Annotated in this window: 13 protein-coding genes; 5 read left to right on the top strand and 8 right to left on the bottom strand. The window is 54.9% G+C overall.

What is annotated here, in order from left to right; translation table 11 throughout:
* Window positions 1-726 precede the first annotated feature (726 nt).
* Together VEV40_RS16685 and VEV40_RS16680 are read right to left on the bottom strand one after the other, a co-directional pair.
* Window positions 727-900, bottom strand: a complete 174-nt coding sequence (locus VEV40_RS16685; RefSeq protein WP_324833955.1) for a hypothetical protein — start codon at window positions 898-900, stop codon at window positions 727-729.
* Between the two features lie 56 nt (window positions 901-956).
* Window positions 957-1,262 carry a hypothetical protein gene (locus VEV40_RS16680; RefSeq protein WP_324833953.1) on the bottom strand — a complete coding sequence of 102 codons (306 nt, stop codon included), beginning with the start codon at window positions 1,260-1,262 and terminating at the stop codon, window positions 957-959.
* 333 nt (window positions 1,263-1,595) lie between these two features.
* Between VEV40_RS16680 and VEV40_RS16675 the strand changes: the two genes are divergently transcribed.
* Window positions 1,596-4,322: a chemotaxis protein CheB gene (locus VEV40_RS16675; RefSeq protein WP_324833952.1), complete on the top strand. Its 2,727-nt coding sequence runs from the start codon at window positions 1,596-1,598 to the stop codon at window positions 4,320-4,322.
* Window positions 4,323-4,726: 404 nt separating this feature from the next.
* On the opposite strand, the gene VEV40_RS16670 is transcribed toward VEV40_RS16675, so the two are convergent.
* The gene (locus tag VEV40_RS16670) at window positions 4,727-5,440 is read right to left on the bottom strand and encodes a hypothetical protein (protein ID WP_324833951.1); all 714 of its coding nucleotides are present in this window, start codon (window positions 5,438-5,440) and stop codon (window positions 4,727-4,729) included.
* Between the two features lie 1,215 nt (window positions 5,441-6,655).
* Between VEV40_RS16670 and VEV40_RS16665 the strand changes: the two genes are divergently transcribed.
* Both VEV40_RS16665 and VEV40_RS16660 read left to right on the top strand, forming a co-directional pair.
* Window positions 6,656-7,690, top strand: coding sequence for an ATP-dependent 6-phosphofructokinase (locus tag VEV40_RS16665; protein WP_324833949.1), 1,035 nt, complete (start codon window positions 6,656-6,658; stop codon window positions 7,688-7,690).
* Between the two features lie 289 nt (window positions 7,691-7,979).
* Complete coding sequence (locus VEV40_RS16660) at window positions 7,980-8,231, top strand: helix-turn-helix domain-containing protein (RefSeq protein ID WP_324833947.1); 252 nt, start codon at window positions 7,980-7,982, stop codon at window positions 8,229-8,231.
* Window positions 8,232-8,354: 123 nt separating this feature from the next.
* On the opposite strand, the gene VEV40_RS16655 is transcribed toward VEV40_RS16660, so the two are convergent.
* The 4 genes from VEV40_RS16655 to VEV40_RS16640 all read right to left on the bottom strand — a co-directional run bounded on the left by VEV40_RS16655 (window position 8,355) and on the right by VEV40_RS16640 (window position 12,108).
* The gene (locus tag VEV40_RS16655) at window positions 8,355-8,945 is read right to left on the bottom strand and encodes a DUF6624 domain-containing protein (RefSeq protein WP_324833945.1); all 591 of its coding nucleotides are present in this window, start codon (window positions 8,943-8,945) and stop codon (window positions 8,355-8,357) included.
* Window positions 8,942-9,784 carry an SCO family protein gene (locus VEV40_RS16650; RefSeq protein WP_324833944.1) on the bottom strand — a complete coding sequence of 281 codons (843 nt, stop codon included), beginning with the start codon at window positions 9,782-9,784 and terminating at the stop codon, window positions 8,942-8,944. Before VEV40_RS16650 ends, VEV40_RS16655 begins: the two co-directional genes overlap by 4 nt.
* A complete protein-coding gene (locus VEV40_RS16645) occupies window positions 9,781-10,305 on the bottom strand; it encodes a GNAT family N-acetyltransferase (protein WP_324833942.1) in 525 nt (174 codons plus the stop codon). Before VEV40_RS16645 ends, VEV40_RS16650 begins: the two co-directional genes overlap by 4 nt.
* Before the next feature lie 231 nt (window positions 10,306-10,536).
* Window positions 10,537-12,108 (bottom strand): NAD(P)/FAD-dependent oxidoreductase, encoded by a 1,572-nt coding sequence (locus VEV40_RS16640; RefSeq protein WP_324833940.1) that lies wholly within the window; start codon window positions 12,106-12,108, stop codon window positions 10,537-10,539.
* 126 nt (window positions 12,109-12,234) lie between these two features.
* Between VEV40_RS16640 and VEV40_RS16635 the strand changes: the two genes are divergently transcribed.
* A complete protein-coding gene (locus tag VEV40_RS16635) occupies window positions 12,235-12,510 on the top strand; it encodes a YtxH domain-containing protein (RefSeq protein WP_324833939.1) in 276 nt (91 codons plus the stop codon).
* 182 nt (window positions 12,511-12,692) lie between these two features.
* Here VEV40_RS16635 and VEV40_RS16630 read toward each other — a convergent pair whose 3' ends face one another.
* Window positions 12,693-13,811, bottom strand: a complete 1,119-nt coding sequence (locus tag VEV40_RS16630; protein ID WP_324833937.1) for a Gfo/Idh/MocA family oxidoreductase — start codon at window positions 13,809-13,811, stop codon at window positions 12,693-12,695.
* A 396-nt stretch (window positions 13,812-14,207) separates the two neighbouring features.
* Here VEV40_RS16630 and VEV40_RS16625 point away from each other — a divergent pair.
* A partial coding sequence (locus VEV40_RS16625; RefSeq protein ID WP_324833936.1) for an isocitrate/isopropylmalate family dehydrogenase occupies window positions 14,208-14,765 on the top strand: 558 nt, incomplete at its 3' end.

Here is a 14,765-nt window from a genome sequence, read left to right as displayed (position 1 = left end):
CCGCCGGGTTGGCGGGCTTTTTTTCTCTACTTCTATTGTAGCAATTCAGGGCATAATTATCGGCCAAATTAGCGGCAGTTTTTGCTGATTGGAATGTGCAGGTTAGGAGATTTCCACGACCGCAAGGGCTTGACAAGGTTTTGCGAATTCATCCGACAGGTGGTTTGCTTTCAGATTCTCTGCGAGGTGCAGGAAGCCGGAAAGTGGTTTCAAATACTTTTACCTCAGGGGCTAAAGCCCGTTTATTTTGTGCTGCATTCGGCATGGCTAGAGCCATGCACTTACGAAACGGTAAGTTGGCAATGTCATCCTGCCTATTACTTCTGCTTTGGCTGGGCACCTCGGGTTTTTCAACTATGGGATATGGGCTCTCATACCCACTCCAGGCTTAGAACAGGCTTTGTCGTTAACTCCGTGACAGGATGGAACATCCCGATGTTCTGCAAAATGGTTCCTATATTCAAAGAGATAAAATAAGCATCTTGTCTGAGATATTCTGTAAAAGAAGTTGGGACACTTCTGATGAAGTTGAATAGGGATTCAAACGATCCATCTCTCCTCACATGCTGGAAGGACATCGCCCGATATCTGGGCAAGGGGGTACGCACCGTCCAGCGATGGGAGCGGAACTTCGATCTTCCGGTGCGCAGACCTAAGGGAATCCATCATAAAAGTCCGGTCATCGCCAATACCCGCGACCTGGACGTATGGCTGAATTCGCACTGGTCAGGTCGAAATGGCAAACACCTGAATGAGCGCGCCCATATGACCGGAAATCGTACCAGAGCTGAAGACCTTATCCAGGTCTCTGAGCGTCTCAGAGCGGCCCACGCGATCCTCCTTGAGGAGGCTGCGCTGGCCCTGGACGAACTCATGCAAAACTGCAATGAGTTGAAGCAATTAAAACCACTCAGAGCTTCACCCCCCGACTTTTCACCTTTGGACGTTAGACAACATTAAGCCGGTTTTCCTGATCTGCACGATTTGCCAACCGGATCGCCTAACCGGCAGAGTTCGTTTCCCAGCAGTTCCAGTTTGCTGCACAGCGCTTTGGCGTCCGTATCATCCAATCTGGCGCGACGCATCCAGTTTCGTGCATTGTCGTAAGCCTGCCGCGCCAGTCGGCGGTTATGCAGGCATTCGCCCGTGGAATTTGCGGCATTGGCGGCCTGTGTAAAGGTGAGGCCGATTTCTGCTTCGATAACCAGCAACCTGGATAGCGCTGTATCGACCTGTTGCCAGGTGGCAATTGAGTCCCTCATAGGGGTCCCTCAGTGTCCGGCAGTCGTCGAATCTATCGACGTAAGGAAAGTAATATAAGACCTGCCGCCTGAAACCGGAGGCTCGGTCTCGGTTTTCAGGTCCTCCAGCCCAGTCAAACAATCCGGCAAGTCGTAGTAATGGTCGGATTCCTGTTTAGGTGGGATGCCCGATGGTGAAAAGCTGTAGCCTTGGCTGTCCCGAATTTTGCAGGAAATAGCTTAAATCCGAATACTTTGCCGCCGCGGAGCTATAATTCTTCTTCTGTTCCCTCCTTTCAGGCGGAAAACGATAGATTTTCCCATCTGCAATCCAGGAACTCATGGTCCCATGCTATGAAAACCTCAAAACGAAACCGCAAAGAAATCGGAACGACACCGAGCCGGACTAAGAAAGAAGTTGTCAAGCCTTCCCATACCGAAGGAAGTCACAGAAGCGGATTTCCCATTGTCGGAATTGGAGCATCCGCTGGCGGTCTTGAAGCCTTTACAACTTTATTAAAGGCATTGTCGCCGGAGCTCGGCATGGCTTTCGTTTTTGTGCCGCATCTGGATCCAACACGGGAGAGCGCGTTTTCGCAAATACTCGCGCGGTCAACATCGATGCCGGTTCTGCAAGCAGTAGACAAGATGCAGCTTGAACGCAACCGGGTCTATGTCATCCCGCCAAACCAGGACATGACAATCAGCGATTCCACACTGCATATCTCGAAGCGTGAAGAACCACGTTCCGTGAATACCACGATTGACATCTTTTTCCGTTCGCTGGCATCGGACCAGGGCAGCAATGCGATTGGTGTGATTCTTTCAGGGACAGCTTCCGATGGAACGCTGGGGTTAACGGCGATCAAGGGAGAAGGCGGCATCACTTTTGCCCAGGATACGAGTTCAGCCAAGTACGATGGCATGCCCGCAAGTGCGATTGCGGCGGAGTGCGTGGATTTTGTTCTCCCACCGGAAGGCATTGCTTCAGAGCTTGCGCGTATACGCCAGCATCCATATGTCGCAGGCCCTTATTTTGAACCGGCCGAGGAAGATGAAAAGGGCACTGATGTATATATGGCCCAGGTCTTTCGCCTGTTGCGCCGCGCCACCAAAGTCGATTTTTCCGAATACAAGCCGCCCACCATTGGCAGGCGCATCCAACGCAGGATGGCCCTGCACAAGATCGAAAAGGTCAGCGAATATGTGGCGCTGCTGCATCGCGACCGCGCTGAGGTGAATGCGCTCTATCAGGACCTGCTGATTAATGTGACCAGCTTTTTCCGCAATCCCGATGCATTCGACACGCTTAAGCAGCTTGTATATCCGGCCATCCTTGCCGCACGCGCCGCGGCATCGCCGATTCGCATATGGGTGCCGGGGTGCTCGACTGGAGAGGAGACATATTCGCACGCCATTTCGCTGGTGGAGTTTCTGGGTGAAGAACGGACAGAAGTCCCCATCCAAATCTTTGGCACGGACCTGAGCGAGACCGCGATCCAGCGTGCCCGCGCAGGAGTCTATAAGGAAAGCATTGAGGCGGATGTAAATCCTCTGCGCTTGCGCCGCTTCTTCCATAAGTCCGACGGCGGTTACCAGATCAGCAAAATGATTCGGGACCTTTGCATTTTTTCTACGCAGAATGTCTTCAGCGATCCGCCTTTTTCCCGCATGGACCTGGTAAGTTGCCGCAATGTGATGATCTATCTCAGCCAGGTACTGCAGAAGAGAGTCATACCCATCTTTCACTATGCTCTCAATCCAACTGGCTTTCTGATGATCGGCAGCACGGAAGGGCTGCTGGGAGCCGGCTCCGAGTTGTTTGAAATGGCCGATAAAAAACAGAAAATCTATCGCAAGAAACTGGTTACCACGCCCGTCACGTTCGGGTTTTCAGTTGGACATCCGGAACATGATGTGGAAGGGGCCGAAGCTTCGGTGCCCCCTGTCAAGCCGCCGGACACAACCAAGGCGCCTGTTGAGTTGCAACGGGAAGCGGATCGCCTGTTGCTGGCCCGCTATACGCCTCCGGCGGTGGTGATTAACGAGCACCTTGAGATTTTGCAAAGCCGCGGACGCACCGGCACTTTTCTTGAACTTCCGACAGGCAAAGCCAGCCTGAACCTGCTGAAAATGGCGCGACCAGGCCTGCTCTTTGAGCTGCAAAGCGCTATCGATGAGGCGCGCAAGAATGGCGTCGAAGCCAAGCGGGAGAATGTGCATGTCGAAAGCAATGGGCACACGAGGCAGGCGACGGTACGCGTCATCCCGTTCAAAACGCCAGTCCAGGACCAACACAGCTTCCTGATTGTCTTCGAGCTTCATGTTGCCGACTTGGAACCGTCTGACGGGAATGTTCTGCCGCCGAAACCGCTCACGGCAACCGAGCAGTCGGAAAGAGACAAACAGGTGGCGCAGCTGAAGCAGGAGTTAGCGGCAACGAAGGAATATCTGCAATCGATTATTGAAACGCAGGAAGCCACCAACGAAGAATTGCAGTCGGCGAACGAAGAGATTCAGTCGGGGAACGAAGAGCTACAGAGCACCAATGAAGAGCTGCAGACTTCAAAGGAAGAGCTGGAATCAGCCAACGAAGAACTGCATACGGTCAACGAAGAGATGCAGCACAGAAACGAGCTGCTGACGCAGTTAAACAACGACCTGACGAACCTTTTGAACAGCGTTAACCTGCCGATGGTGATGGTGGGAGCTGATCTCAGCGTTCGCCGCTTTACCCCGCAGGCAACGGCAATGCTTGGGTTGATGGCCAGCGATGTGGGCAGGCCTATACCCCGGCTCAAGCTGAAGATTGATGTCTCAAACCTGGAACAGATGATGCTGGATGTGATCCAGCAAGTACAGGCGAAGCAGTATAGAGTTCAGGATCAGGACAGCGACTGGTGCACTCTGCGTATCACGCCGTATCGGACTCTGGATAACCGGATAGACGGCGTCGTTCTGAGTGTGGTCGATAGCGAGGTTTTCGGGGAGTCAGTGAAGAATAATACGGTGGCAAAACGAGGCCAGAAGTCCTCACTCAAGCCAGGTGCTTCAGTAGAAAAAGTGCGCAGGAAAAGATAGGAACTGTCAGCGATGGCGCAGGATATGACTCGTGTCACATCCCGCGCGCGCTTGTCGTCCGAGGGAGGGAAAGAAGCGGAAATTGCTTTCCTTAATCAGGTCTCTGTCGCAAACATGATTCCGTTCAAGCGCGTGAAGCTCAACGATACTGCTGGACGTTGCTACGGTTCTGAAACAATGCATGCAGATGCTATCGAATGTCCTATCAGGATTGCTGCGGATTGCAAATCGCTTATCGTAGAGCTCCATTTCCCGCCTCCAGCCGGGAGCTTTCCCACGGAATTTGAAATTTGCTTTATGACATATATCTCGCATCTGTCCATTGCGATAGCGCCAAATTGCGCCACGGCAAGGAAATTCAGGGCAGTCTTGACAGGATTCTGGGCGTGTTGGCGCTGCGAAACCTAGAGGTTGTGCGAACCCAGATAGAACGGACAGAGGGCAGCGAGCGGGCACTGGCTGCACAGCGGATGGGAGAGTTTGCAGAGTTCCTGGCCGTGCTGTTTCAGAAGCAGGTAGGCGCGAAGGCGCGCGGAGCAGGTTGAGGGAAGCTGCGCGTCGAGGTCCGTCTGCGCGGAGCGGTAGCTGGCGGCCCAGTTCTTCGCTTCGCGTCCGAAGCCGAGGCGCAGAGGCACATGAACGCAGTTCGATGGAATTGCGGCAACGGGTGCGGTCTTGGTGAAGAGCAAAATCTTGTCCGCGGTGGAGTCGCCGACGGTGGGGAATTTTTTCAGCAACTTTTTTGCCTCGGGCATAGGACGTTTCAGAACAGCGCTCATGTCGCCGGCGAATTCGTCGAGGACGCGCGCGGCGATTTCCTTGAGGCGAAAGGCGCTGAGCGCCGGCTTCATGACGCTGGAACGCATGGTTTCGCGCAGCCGGTCGTCAGGCGCGGCGAGGATGGAGTCGGGGGCGAGGCCAATCTTTTCTTTCAGCGCGCGAAAGCCTTTGTCACAGCGCTCGTCGGATTGCGGATAGCCGCAGTTGCGGTGCAGCAGCATTTCGTAAGGGTCTGTGGGATACGGCGCTCTAAGCCGACCGTAGCGCTTCTCGAGTAGCGACAGGATTTTCGTAAGTTGGGCGGAGGGTTTGCTAGGTTTGACTGCGCTGCGCGGCATGTCGGCTTGAGAGGTATGCTAGCACTATTGCGGGCGGACTAAATGGATGTGGTGTATTGCGCAGAAAGCAAGTGGGCCGATCAAGCGCTGAAGCCTGCTTTTCGGGGATATTGCGATTAGGTCCTTCCTCGCCCATTGGATATATCTTTTATTCAGGTCGTTGGTTCCAGAGAAGCTCTCCTTTTTCGTTCCTTTCTGTTTCAAACCGGAATCGACGGTGCCAAGGTATAAGCCATAGCACCCTATAGTAGACAATCACGCGCATTTTTGAGTATTCGGGAATCGCAGAATAGTCTGGGAATGGGAGGTTCTTTGGATCACCGATAAATCCAAGTGTGCACTGAAAAGTAAAGGAGTCGCCGGGTGCAAGCGTGTAAGTCCTCGAATCCCCTGTCCTCATGCGGGCAGGATCAACCTCGCTGCCGTCTGGGTTAGTGACTTGTACGGGCCGGTTGCCGTCATACTTTGTATATGGACTTATGCAATATGCGTGGACATACCTAAGCGTAAAGCTAGTAGTATTCAAGCCTCTGAACGTACTAGATGGAGCGTCTCCGTGAAATTCGGGCCTCATGGATGATTCTCCGGGAAGGTAGGTGCGAACGGGTGATTGAGCGTCAATATTTATGGCATTGGCGAAATTTCCAAACATTCCGAGAAAAGTTATCAATGTCACAGGGATGCTGATGATTCCCGCAATAACTAAGCTCCACGTTATTGCACGAGACACTTTTTCCCGAAGCGGTCGGCTCTGTCTTATCTGAGGTGATTCGGGACGCCAGGTCGGTCTGTCAACTTGGCCCCCTGCGCCATTCCGTTGGATGGAGGTTCCTATAGCTTTAGGACTCTTCGTTGGTCGTTTCTTCGATTTGCTCTTTCGTTTATTTCCCACAGTTGGGCCGAGCCTCAATCCTTCGCACTGGGGCTGCCGTTTCATTGTATGTCGAGATGAGATAATGCGTTCTGATTAAGCTAATCACAGATGATGTCGAAGTCAGCATCGGCAACACTGTAATCTGTCTCGCTGTTAAGTCCACTCAGAGCACTATTGCGCCCTCAATAGCAGTGCCTCTGCTGCTGTAAACCCACACACGTACAGATGTCGGATACCCGGCGCAATTTGTAACCGGGAGCGCGCGGCAATTATCATCGTGCTGAGAACTGTTTCGAAGAACGATCCCCATTTTCATTTTTTGAAGGCAGGAGAAAGAAGAGATGCGAGTTGGTTTGCTTACGGGCGGCGGTGATTGTCCTGGATTGAATGCTGTGATTCATGCGGTGGTGAAGAAGGGAATTCTTCACTATGGCGACGAGTTTGTCGGCTTTACTGAAGGCTGGCGCGGCGTGCTGGACAATACGACGATGCCGCTGACGCTGGAGACGATTGACGGGATTCTGGACCAGGGCGGGACGATTCTGCGCACGTCGCGCACGAATGTTCGCAAGATTGAAGGCGGCATTGAGAAGTGCGTGGCCACGCTGAAGGCCAACAAAATTGATGCGCTGATTGCCCTCGGCGGCGACGATACACAGTCAGTGACCAATGCGCTGGTGCAGGCGGGCGTGCCGGGCGTGGGTGTTCCGAAGACGATTGACAACGATTTGTATGGCACAGACGCGTGCTTCGGGTTTGACACGGCGGTGTCGATTGCAACCGAGGCGATTGACCGTCTGCATACGACGGCCGAGGCGCACAGCCGCGTGATCGTTTGCGAGGTGATGGGGCGCGATGCGGGCTGGATTGCTTTGACGTCCGGCGTGGCGGGCGGCGCGCATGTGGTGCTGGTGCCGGAAAAGCCGATTGATATCGATCATGTATGCGCGCTGCTGAAGTACAACCACGATCACGGGAAGAATTACGGCATTGTGGTGGTGGCCGAGGGCGCGAAGCTGCCGAGCGGCGCGCAGGCCGTGCAGGGCGCGAAACTGGACTCGTTCGGACATGCGCGGTTGAGCGGGATTGGGCAGGCGCTGGCTGAGCTGATCGAGGAAAAGACCGGGTACGAGACGCGGTCGGTGAACCTGGGACACACGCAGCGCGGCGGCACTCCGACGGCCTATGACCGGATGCTGGCGACGCGGTATGGACTGGCGGCGATTGATCTGGTCCACAAAGGGAGTTTTGGGAGGATGGTGGTGCTGCGGGGAACCGAGATCAAGGACATTCCCATTGCCGAGGCGATTTCAAAGAACCGGACGGTGACGGATAATTTCCTGGAAATTTTGAGTGGACTTGAGCCTAAGGTTTAGGTTTTGGTTCAGCTACTGATTCGGAAGGCTAGACATTATGCCTAGCCTTTTCTGTTTGTTATGACAATAGTGTTTGTGTATCGCTTGAAGCAGGCTGCATTTGGAATCAAGTTTGTTAATGGCTGAATGGTTTCTGGGATAAAGGCCAGTATTTACCGCAGGAAACCCGAAGAGAACCGATGATTTGCGGAAATTTCTTGCTTAAACCCTCAGAGATAGGTATAAGCACAGGGCCGGGCCAAAACTGTCTTCGCCCGCGCGTTCTTGATTCATTTTGGAGGGCCTTCTAATGAGAACAGCGGTTGCGCGCATTGAGATTCGGGAAGTGATGGATATTCGGCAGGCGGCGGACTATCTGGGAATCAGTCCGGACACGCTCTATAAGTATGCCTCGGAGAGCTTTATTCCGGCGTTCAAGCTGGGAAACCGGTGGCGGTTCAAGAAGTCGCGGCTGGATGATTGGATGGATTTGCAGTCAGGCAACTCGGTGCAGGTTGAGGCGAAACCACGGCAGAAGAAACCTGTGCGGGCGGCACGGTAAAGTGATGCATCACACGTTCTCTGCATAAAGCTTTTCTGCGGCACGGTTATTGGAAGAGAGAAAAAGCAGATCCTTCGCTACGCTCAGGATGACATCGTTCTTGGGATGGTTCTTTCTTATTCATCATTGCTTGCGCCAGCCTACTTTTACGAACCATGCTTCCCATGCGGCGCGGTTTGCTTGTTCCTGCGTCTGGATTTCTTCGGGCAGGTCCGGACCGGGTGGTGGGATCGGGTGTAGCGGGTTGAGGCCGACGGCGCTGCGGAGTTCGTTGACGCGGTCAGGGTCTTCGAGAGGAAGCGGGCGGCTGAGACCGTCGCGGATGTCGTCGAACCATTGTGTTCCGTAGCGCTGTGGACGGCCTTCTTGTACTGCGATGCGGTCTTCAAGATAGGCGGCTTGCCATGCAGGGAGTTTTCCTTCGGCGGCATGCTTTTGGAGCAGTTGTAATGTCTGGCGCTGGAAATCGGGTTCGCCGATGGCGTGCTGGGCGATGAGCCAGGCTGCTTTGGCGCCGTCTTCTCCAGCAATTTCTTCGTGTGGCCAGCCGTGTTCGGCGATAATTTCGCGGAGGCGCGCGGCGTTCTGGCGGTGGACAGCTTCCATCTCGGGGATGTAGAAACCACCCAGTTTCCCTTCGTCGAGTAAGCGCTGGCGGACTTTGAGGTCGTGATCCTTTAGTTGGATCAGTTCGGCGCGGAGGGCATCGTTCATAGGGCCGGTTTCGGTTTCTTTCCTAAGAAATAAAGCACAAAAGCAAGCACAAGAACTGATGCCGCTGCGGCGAGGCTGAGGACGCGCAGGACAGCGACGGTATATTTGCCCTGGGTGGGGGAGTAGTTGCAGCAATAGATGAGGACGAGGTCAGAGAAGGAGCCGATTTTGTGGTTGCTGGCTTCGACGAGGGCGAGGCGGACGTCGCGCGGCTGGTATTCGACTCCGGAGAGGTATTTAGACATCCGGCCGTCGGGGGTCGCGATCATGATGACGCTGGAGTGGGCGAACTGGTCCATCTTGCCGTCGGGGCCGGGAACGCGGACATAGTGGAAACCGGTGGCCTGAGCGAGGTCGGTGATCGAGGATTGCTGTCCGGTGAGGAAGTGGACGCTGTTGGCCGATTCAGGGTCGTTGAGCATTGATACGAAGTGCTGTTTGGCTTCGAGGGCATCGGCGGGTGTATCACTGGGGTCGATGCTGGCCACAATGATGTTGTAGTCGCCGCCGGGATGCAGACCGGTTTGCCTGAGAGCAGCACCCATGCCGTGGAGGACTTGCGGGCAGAGCATTCCACACTTGAAGTAAACAAGGGCCATGACTGCCGGACGCTGGCCAAAGTAGCTGCCCAGGGCTACGTCGTTTCCGTTTTCGTCGCGGAAGTGGTCGGCGAGCGGAAGTGCGTGGTTTAGATTTTGATCAATGCCTGCGTTTTTCAGATAGGCAGGGGTGGATTGCGCGGATGCCCCGAGTGGCTTGTCGGCTGGGTACTGCTGGGCCGATACGGTTATAGTGCAGAGCAGGAAGAAGAGGGCAAGGAGTTGTCCGCGCGGGGTCACTCTACAGGATACGCTGTTCTGGGAGGCGTGAGAGCAGTTGCCATTTCGTATTCAATGACATTCGGATCGTTGGGATAGGGCTGAACCCTGCCAGTTTTTGCGAAGCCGTTGCGAATGTAAAACTCAATCGCGCCTTTATTGATGCACGTTACAAAGAGGCGTAATTCGCGAAAAGCATGAGATGCAGCCCAGGATTTGGCCGCGTCAATGAGATGGCGTCCGAGACCCGTCTGGCGATGCTCCGGCGCGACCCACATGGAAATGAGTTGGGCGCATCCGGGATTGTCCTCGTCAGGAAACACAGCAATCATGCCACATGGAAGATCGCCGTCTAGCGCGAGAAAGCCAGTGCGATACTCTCCCCAATAACGGATGCGTTGAATCCATCCCGCATCATCGAGCAGCGATTCTTTTGCATAGGTGCTGCCAAAAGCGGAGGGATCGGTTTTAAGTGCGCGGAGGCGGACTTCTTTAAAGAGAAGAGCGTTTTCCGGCGTGATGGGAACGAGTTCAATCGGCATTTTATTTTGATAGCACGGAGTAACTGAAGATGCAGTTTTACCTATGACGGCTGGATCAGGGTTGTGCTTTCCTACCCTTCGCTTCGCGAATGATGGGGCACCCATTTTCGTGCTGATCGATGCGAACCGGGGCCTTGCTTCGCAAGGCAATCAGCGCACCTTCGGTGCGGGTCCCTCGACTCCGCGCTGCGCGCTCCGCTCAGGATGACAATTCAGGTGGGATACAGAGGCTTATTTTTTCTCTTCGTGGTATTCCTGCTCAGTGTTGATTTCCCACAGGCCGCTTTTGTCCATGTTGCCGGCAATGATGTTGTCGACGGCGGTCATGGCGGTGAGCATGGAGTGGTCCTGATTGTTGTATTTGTGCATGCCGTTGCGGCCTACGAGAAAGAGGTTCTCGAAGCGGTCCATGTAGTGGATGATGTCGTCAAAGCGGTCGTAGGTGCCGAAGTAGGCGGGATAGGTTTTTGGCACGCGGACGACGTGGGCGTCAAGCACGTCGGATGTTTTGAGGATGCCGATCTTTTCGACTTCTGCGATGGCGAATTGCTTGATTTGGTCGTCGGACATGCGCCAGAGGTCGTCGGTGTCGTAGCAAAAGTATTCGAGGCCGATCCATACTTTGCCGGGGTCGGCTACAAGGTAGGGGCTCCAGTTGTTGAAGATTTGCAGGCGGCCTACCTGCACGTCGGGCTCCTGGATGTAGATCCAGGTGTCTTTTAGCGGTGAGCCGTCGGGTTCTGCTACGGAAAGTTTGTTGACGAGCAGACCGACAGTGAGGAAGTCGCGATAGATGAGGCCGTCGCTGATGGCGCGTATGTCTTGCGGCACTGGCGTATCGAGACTGTTGATCAGCTCGCGCACGGGCATGGTGGAGAAGACGTAGTCGGCTTCGATGCGGATTGTTTCTCCGGATTGGCTGGTGGCTTCGACTGTGGTGATGCGGTTGCCTTGAACATGCAGCTTGGTGACGCGCCAGCCGAGTTGGACGCATCCACCCTTTTCTGTAACTAACTTTGCTACATATTCCCAAAGCTGGCCGGGACCGTACTTGGGATAGAGGAATTTTTCGATGAGCGAAGTTTCGGTTTCTTTCTGCGATATGTCCGCTGACTGCTTGCGGCTGAAGGTTTTTTTGAAAAAATGCGCGAGGGCAGTGCGCAGCGACAGGCCCTTGATGCGCTGCGCTCCCCAAGCTGCGCTGATTTGGTTGCAGGGAACGCCCCAGACTTTTTCTGTGTAGGACTTAAAGAAAGTGCGGTAAAGCTCATTGCCGAAGCGGTTGATGAGGAAGTCTTCGAGGGTTTTTTCCTGCTTGCGCGGAAACAGCCGGGCGCGCAGGTAGCCGATGCCAATCCTGACCATCCGCCCCGCGCCTAGCTGACGGATTGTAGTGCCGCTAAGACTAAGTGGGTAGTCAAAAAAGCTGCGGAGGAAGTAGATGCGGCTCTTGCGCTGACGGACGAGCATGACGAGGTCGGGATCGGCTACTGGTTCGGCTGCTGAAACTGTGCGCTCTTTGTTCTGGTAGCGGATCGAGTGGTCGCCTTCATCGTTTGTTTGTGCGCAGACGGGCATCAGGTCCGTCCACCAGTTCATGACACGGTCGGATTTAGAGAAGAAACGATGACCTCCGATGTCCATGCGGTTGCCGTTGTAGCGCACGGTGCGGGAGATGCCTCCGATTTCGTTGCTGGCTTCGAGGACAATGGGCCGGACGTTGGAGCGGCGCAGGAATTCGAGCGCGGCGGTAAGGCCGGCGGGGCCGGCTCCAATAATGATGGCTGTCTTCTGTTCGCTCAATGTACGCGCCGAACCAATCTATCCTGTTTATTTTAATGGACGAGGGAACCGGATTCAGGTCGACTGCAACCTGCCAGACAAGGAGCGTATCTTATTGCAGGTAACGTCAATCGCTGGAGATGAGTGATGAATGCAACGAAATTATGGACGGTTTTTGCAATTGGAGTAGCGGCGGGCGCGGCAGTGGCTCTGCTCTATGCGCCGCAGACGGGCGAGCGCACGAGGCGGCAGGTGCGTCGCAAGCTTGAAGACGCTTCGGACTATGTAAAAGATACGGCGGAGATGATCGGAGACCGCGCGGGCAAGGCTTACAAGAAGGGAAGAGGCGCGGTTGAGGATGCGCTTGACTCAGCCGGCGATATGTATGACTCGGCGGCGAAGCGGGTGCAGCAGATTGTGTAGGGTTTGATTTGGGTTCATGGTTTCCCATCCCTATCGCAAAAAGCGCGATAGGGATGGGGCACCCGCTTTTCGTGCTGATTAATGCAAAGGGCGGGCCTTGCTTGCGCAAGGCGAGAAGCGCACCTACGGTGCGGGTCCTTCGACTGCGCGCTTCGCGCTCCGCTCAGGATTACAATGCTTGATTAATTTGCTGGTAGTGGTTTGAGCTTTACTGTCTGGCCGGTGCGGACGGATTCGCGGGCAGCGTCAAGAATCTGCATCACGATCATGTTGGTGTCGAGGGATGCCTGGTCGCCGTCGGGATTCAGCGTACCGTTCATTACAGCGGCGAGATAGTGCAGCGAGCCGTCCTGCGGTGGCGTGAGCGGGTCGGGTGTGATTTCGCTTTCCTGTTTTTCTCCTACATAGCGAAGGCGCAGTTTATTGAGACCAACGGTGATGGCGTAGCCCTTGTTGCCGTAGATCTCCGAATCTTTGCGCGAGAAGGTCCAGTTCCATGAAGGCATGAGCACGGCCTGCGCGCCCGGATAGCGAAGGATAATGGTTGCGTCGTCATCGACGTGTGGGTAGATGTCGGGCTTGTCGGTTTGTGCAACGGCGGTGACGCTGATGGGCGTTTTGCCGTGCATCCACCAGGTCATGAGATCGGCGCCGTAGCAGCCGAAGTCGTAGAGCGCGCCGGCGCCGTTGGTCGCCGGGTCCGTCAGCCATTTCAGGAATTCCGGCTGGACGTTGATTTCCTTTGGGCCTTCGTGGCCGTCGTGGATGACGACTTTGCGAACGTCTCCGAGCTTACCCTGATTGATGAGGTCGTAGACGGCTTTGTTGCTGGAGTACCAGGTGGTTTCGTAGTTGACCAGCACATGAATGTGGTGCGCTCGAGCAGCGCGACGGATGGCGAGTGCGTCGTCGAGTGAGATGGTGAGGGGCTTTTCGACCATGACGCTGAGGTTGTGTTGCGCTGCCGCTTCGATAACTTTGCGGTGGTCGCCGACGGATGTGTAGACGAGCAGGGCCTGCGGATGCTTCGCGGCTACGACTTCGTCGAGCGTGTTGTAGAAGAGACCGGGATCGAGGTGGAATTCCTGCTGATACCGGTTGGCCAATGCTTTGTCGGATTCGACGATGCCGACAAGCTCGACTTCATGTTGCTGTGGGAATTGGTGCAGGAAACCGGCGATGTGTCCGTGCTCGAGGCCATAGATGGCTACCTTGAGCGGCGTCGAAGATGATTGCGCGAAGCTGAGAGCAGGGAAGAGGAGGCAGACTGCGAGGGCGGGCAGGAGTTTGAGTAGTCGCATGGTATCGATTCCACGAGAATTGTACAAAAACAGCTTCAAGTCTGGTTTTTCTGTAAATTAGGAGAGATATTCCGCGGGCGAAAGGACTCTTCTCTCCTGTATTAGGGTAGCTGTTGTGGCTACAGCCTCAGCAAACCAGCAAGACGATCTTATTTCTCATCTTTTTTACTGGCCGAGGCGAAAGCAGGGCCTTGCTTGCGCAAGGCGTGCGGCGCACCTACTGTGCGGGTCCTTCAACTTCGCTTCACTGCGTTCCGCTACGCTCAGGATGACAATTCGGTGGTGAGCGCTCTGCGGTACATCGAATTGCCACTCGTATTCAGCGGATGGTAGCCTCAAAGGGAATCATTCTTGCAGTCTTCATTTTTCTTATCTTGGCGGGAGATATCCAGGTACATGCAGAAGACATATAACGGGAAGCCCTTGCCCACGGATGGCGAGGCAATCAAGTATGCGGACGGAAAATATCAGGTTCCGGACCATCCGATTGTTCCTTTTATTGAAGGCGATGGCACGGGGCGCGACATCTGGCGGGCATCGCAACGTGTGTTTGACGCCGCGGTGGAGAAGGCTTACGGCGGCAAGCGCTCGGTGAAGTGGTTTGAGGTTTATGCGGGTGAGAAGGCGTTCCGCGAATTCAAAACCTGGCTGCCGGATGAGACGGTGAATGCGGCGCGCGATCTGCGCGTGTCGATCAAAGGGCCGCTGACGACTCCGGTGGGTGGCGGCATCCGATCGCTGAACGTGGCGCTGCGGCAGATTCTTGACCTGTATGCCTGCGTGCGTCCAGTGAAGTATTACCAGGGCGTGCCTAGCCCAGTGAAGTATCCGGAGAAGCTGGATGTGGTGATCTTCCGCGAGAACACGGAAGACGTGTATGCGGGCATCGAGTTCAAAGAGGGAAGTGCTGAGGCTGCGAAACTGATCAGTTTCCTGAACGACGACATGCTGAAG

Origin of the sequence: Alloacidobacterium sp. (genome assembly GCF_035631355.1) — a bacterium.
Taxonomy (GTDB): Bacteria; Acidobacteriota; Terriglobia; order Terriglobales; family Acidobacteriaceae; genus Alloacidobacterium.
Note: the sequence above shows the minus strand (reverse complement) of the source record. Positions and strands in the feature narration are given on the sequence as shown.

What these genes read in the sequence shown, in the direction of transcription:
- VEV40_RS16655 (WP_324833945.1), bottom strand. Translation starts at nt 8,945, where the DNA reads ATGAACGATGCCCTCCGCGCCGAACTGATCCAACTAAAGGATCACGAC.
- VEV40_RS16645 (WP_324833942.1), bottom strand. Translation starts at nt 10,305, where the DNA reads ATGCCGATTGAACTCGTTCCCATCACGCCGGAAAACGCTCTTCTCTTT.
- VEV40_RS16665 (WP_324833949.1), top strand. Translation starts at nt 6,656, where the DNA reads ATGCGAGTTGGTTTGCTTACGGGCGGCGGTGATTGTCCTGGATTGAAT.
- VEV40_RS16635 (WP_324833939.1), top strand. Translation starts at nt 12,235, where the DNA reads ATGAATGCAACGAAATTATGGACGGTTTTTGCAATTGGAGTAGCGGCG.
- VEV40_RS16675 (WP_324833952.1), top strand. Translation starts at nt 1,596, where the DNA reads ATGAAAACCTCAAAACGAAACCGCAAAGAAATCGGAACGACACCGAGC.
- VEV40_RS16630 (WP_324833937.1), bottom strand. Translation starts at nt 13,811, where the DNA reads ATGCGACTACTCAAACTCCTGCCCGCCCTCGCAGTCTGCCTCCTCTTC.
- VEV40_RS16660 (WP_324833947.1), top strand. Translation starts at nt 7,980, where the DNA reads ATGAGAACAGCGGTTGCGCGCATTGAGATTCGGGAAGTGATGGATATT.
- VEV40_RS16680 (WP_324833953.1), bottom strand. Translation starts at nt 1,262, where the DNA reads ATGAGGGACTCAATTGCCACCTGGCAACAGGTCGATACAGCGCTATCC.
- VEV40_RS16670 (WP_324833951.1), bottom strand. Translation starts at nt 5,440, where the DNA reads ATGCCGCGCAGCGCAGTCAAACCTAGCAAACCCTCCGCCCAACTTACG.